The following is a 2,193-nucleotide window of genomic DNA, read 5'->3' on the forward strand; positions in this document are numbered from 1 at the left end:
AAAGAAAAGCTGTTACGGTATGAATGCTGACTGCCCATGGAATCGACAGGTAAATAAGAGGTTTGAGCCACATGGGATAATGGACGTTGTTTCTTTCAGCCTCAAGTACTTTCCAGCCTATTACGAGATTCAGCAACAGGTAACCATTTAAAACAATCATATCCCAAAACAATACGGATCCGGGTGTCGGATACAGCAAAACATTCAATGCGCGAACGGGTTGCCCTAAATCCACGATAATAAAGAGCAGACACATGGTCACAGAAGATACCGCAAGAAACTCCCCTAAAATGGTAATTCTTCCGAAGGCCTTGTAATCATGAAGATAATAAGGAAGGACCAGCATCACCGCTGACGCAGCAACACCAACCAGGAAGGTAAACTGAGCGATATAAAAACCCCAGGAGACATCCCGACTCAAACCGGTGATACCAAGACCGGAATTGAACTGCCACAAATAAGTGCCGAAACCTACGCCGATAATCGTAAGCAGGGCAAGCATCCAACCATAGTATACTTTAGATCCTTTTAATGCCTTTTCTAGCATAACCACCTCACACGATGTAGTAGACTGCCGGGCTGGTGCCCAGGTGAATTTTGCGTCGAATGGTGAAATTTTCCGCAATGAGCTTCCTGACCTCAGAATTTGGATCATAAAGATCTCCGAAAGTCAGAATACCGTTGGAAGCCTCAACGCAGGCCGGTTCGATCCCTTCCGACAACCTTTCTTCGCAGAAGTTACACTTTTCGACAACCCCTTTGGTTCTTCTGGCAAATTTCAAATTAATTTCCTTGATATATTCTCTTGGGTCGAAAAAGTTGAAACTTCTGGCTCCATAGGGACAAGCTGCCAAGCAGAATCGGCATCCAATACACCGATGATAGTCCATAACGACGACACCATCGCTCTCCCTTTTGAAAGTCGCTTTGGTCGGACATACTCTGACACAAGGCGGATTTTCACAATGGTTGCAAAGAACCGGAAAAATAGTATGATGAATTTTTTCCGATAGGAACTCACTGTGCAGGTCCGGAAACGCATGATGAAATTGCTCCGGCCAGATCCATTTAATTTCATGCCTTTTATTCGGCATATCCGGAACATTGTGGATCTTATGGCATGCCTCGTATAAAGGCGCCACATCTTTTTCAGACTTGATTTTACGTGTATCGACAACCATGGCCCACTGCTTTGCGGTGAGGGCCTTTTCATTTTGTTTAAAAATTGGTTCCGGTTCGGTAGGGCCGTGACCTCCGACGGCTGCAATAGTATCAATCGTCGGCCTGACACCGATACCCAGAGCCGTAATCCCCGCTATTTTGAGAAAGTTTCTTCTACTGCTTTTCATTCTGTGCCTCCTTGAGGGTTATCAATATGGCAATCCCAGCAGTAAGGGGATACCGAGGCATAATCATGGCACCTGTCGCAAAACTCCACTTTATTGGAGTGACAATCCAGACAAGTGTTTGAAAGGCTCATGTTAAATTCCACCCCTTTGGGATTTACATATGTCCTTTTTGCGTCCCGCAAAACAGAATCTCGCCAGGTATCCAAAAGTACCATATGATCCGTGGTCATGTATTCCTTGGACCGAACACACTCTTTCGCAGCCTTGGCTTTTTCTGTAAGAACCACTTCGGGAGCCGGCGCGGATTTAACGACGTTGAACCAGAAAGGAAATGCGGCAAGAATCACAAAAATCACTATGCCCGCAATAACCAGATTTTTGTTGTACATCCCTTTGCTGTTATTCGGCATCTTCATCCTCCATCCCTAGCAGGGGCTCCCCCCGTAAATTGGTCGTTCTTTTTTTCTCGCCGGGCAGGATCAGGGCGTTGGCGACCAGTTCATGAAGCCCGGTCACGCCGACTTCCGGTTCATAATAGTCCATTAGAGCCGGAAGCGCCGCCCGGTCGATGGCACAAACACATGCAAGCATATTAACATCAAATTTTTCTTTCACAAAATGAACAGCGTTGGCTCTGGGCATGCCGCCCATCATTCGCAGCTCCATATCCTCACCGGCGTTGAGCCCGGAACCGCTGCCACAACAAAAGGTCTGCTCCCGGATCGTATTTGCCGGCATTTCATAGAAATTCTTACAAACATTTTGAATCACATAACGCGGTTCGTCCAACAATCCCATGCCCCTGGCCGGATTGCATGAATCATGAAATGTGACTTTTAAGTGG

4 protein-coding genes are annotated in these 2,193 nt (G+C 46.5%); all 4 read right to left on the minus strand.

What is annotated here, in order from left to right:
• Nucleotides 1-547 (minus strand): NrfD/PsrC family molybdoenzyme membrane anchor subunit (gene nrfD, locus V2I46_09600; protein ID MEE4177752.1); only part of this gene is annotated, 547 nt, incomplete at its 3' end.
• Between the two features lie 7 nt (nucleotides 548-554).
• A complete protein-coding gene (locus V2I46_09605) occupies nucleotides 555-1,349 on the minus strand; it encodes a 4Fe-4S dicluster domain-containing protein (GenBank protein ID MEE4177753.1) in 795 nt (264 codons plus the stop codon).
• Nucleotides 1,346-1,738, minus strand: a complete 393-nt coding sequence (gene dsrJ, locus V2I46_09610; GenBank protein ID MEE4177754.1) for a sulfate reduction electron transfer complex DsrMKJOP subunit DsrJ — start codon at nucleotides 1,736-1,738, stop codon at nucleotides 1,346-1,348. Before dsrJ ends, V2I46_09605 begins: the two co-directional genes overlap by 4 nt.
• A gap of 10 nt (nucleotides 1,739-1,748) precedes the next feature.
• Nucleotides 1,749-2,193, minus strand: a 445-nt coding sequence (locus V2I46_09615) for a (Fe-S)-binding protein (GenBank protein ID MEE4177755.1), incomplete at its 5' end; no start/stop codon positions are given.

This window comes from Bacteroides sp. (genome assembly GCA_036351255.1).
Lineage (GTDB): Bacteria > Bacteroidota > Bacteroidia > Bacteroidales > UBA7960 > UBA7960.

What these genes read in the sequence shown, in the direction of transcription:
- dsrJ (MEE4177754.1), bottom strand. Translation starts at nt 1,738, where the DNA reads ATGTACAACAAAAATCTGGTTATTGCGGGCATAGTGATTTTTGTGATT.
- V2I46_09605 (MEE4177753.1), bottom strand. Translation starts at nt 1,349, where the DNA reads ATGAAAAGCAGTAGAAGAAACTTTCTCAAAATAGCGGGGATTACGGCT.